General features: G+C 65.6%; 1 protein-coding gene and 1 pseudogene. Both read left to right on the forward strand.

Features of this window, described 5'->3' with window-relative positions; genetic code table 11:
• Nucleotides 1-200, forward strand: a pseudogene (locus F2P46_RS35930) (hypothetical protein); the annotation flags it as partial.
• 6 nt (nucleotides 201-206) lie between these two features.
• On the forward strand, nucleotides 207-1,024 hold an 818-nt coding region (locus tag F2P46_RS35935; RefSeq protein WP_166899293.1), incomplete at its 3' end, for a hypothetical protein.

Below are 1,024 nucleotides of genomic sequence, written 5' to 3' on the forward strand. Positions count from 1 at the left end.
GACAGCAAGTCTCGAACTCGGCGTCAATCACCTTCCCCGCAGTGACCGGCGCGGCTGTCACCGTGACGCACGTCGCCGTTTTTGATGCACTCAATGCCGGCAATATGCTGTTCTCGGCGCCGATGCTGTCCTCGAAGACGCTGCAGGTAGGCGACGTGCTGTCCTTTGCACCTGGCACCCTGATCGCGAATCTGAACTAAGCCGGCATGAATTCCTTCGGCTTAAACAGCGCGGCCGTCAATGGAAATGCAACGCGGGTAGTTCTCGGCGCGGCGCTGTTCGCGGCCGCCGGTTCTTTGACCGCCAATGCGACCCGCACGCAGTTCGCGGGCGCCGTGGCGACGGGGGGATCGGCGGGCAAGGGCGCCGGTGGTGTGCGTATCGCGATGGGCGCGGCGCTGATTCGGCCTGAATTTTATGCGTCGGCTGAATGGGTGCTGGCAACGACCGCCGGCGCCACCTCCTACGCGAGTCTCACCGCGCGGGCCGCGCATACTGAAGCGTTGTGCAGCACAACCTTCGGCTTCGTCGCCGGTGGCACGATCATCCGCCCAGGTGTGGCGGCCGGCGCCGCAACCTTCATCACAAGCGCCGATCCTCTCGTCACGATCGGCTACGCCGCAACCGGCGTAAGTACGTTCTCCCTGTATGCGGAAGCGGGCGTCAGGCGCAGCGGCCAAAGTACGACGGAGCGCGAGGGACGCGTGTCGGCGACATTCGGGTTGACGGCCAATGCCGCGGCGTTGCGGACCGCCATGGGCGTTGCTGCGACCGTGGCCAGTTTCAACGCGTCCACCGACTCTGTGAAGATACACGGCGGGGGCGCCACCATGGTGTCCTCTCTCGGGGTGCTGGCCGCAGGGTCGTCGGACGGCTGTCGGGTAGAGTTCACCAGCTCGTTGAGCGCGCAGCCGACGCTGACCCAGCCGGGCCAGGCCGAGTTTACTTCCAGCCTACAGATCGCGGCCGTACCTATGGTCACGATCGAGGGCGCGGCACAGCCGGTCCTGTTCGAGTCCGGATG

This window comes from Massilia sp. CCM 8734 (genome assembly GCF_011682155.1).
In the GTDB taxonomy this organism is placed as follows: domain Bacteria; phylum Pseudomonadota; class Gammaproteobacteria; order Burkholderiales; family Burkholderiaceae_D; genus Telluria_A; species Telluria_A rubra.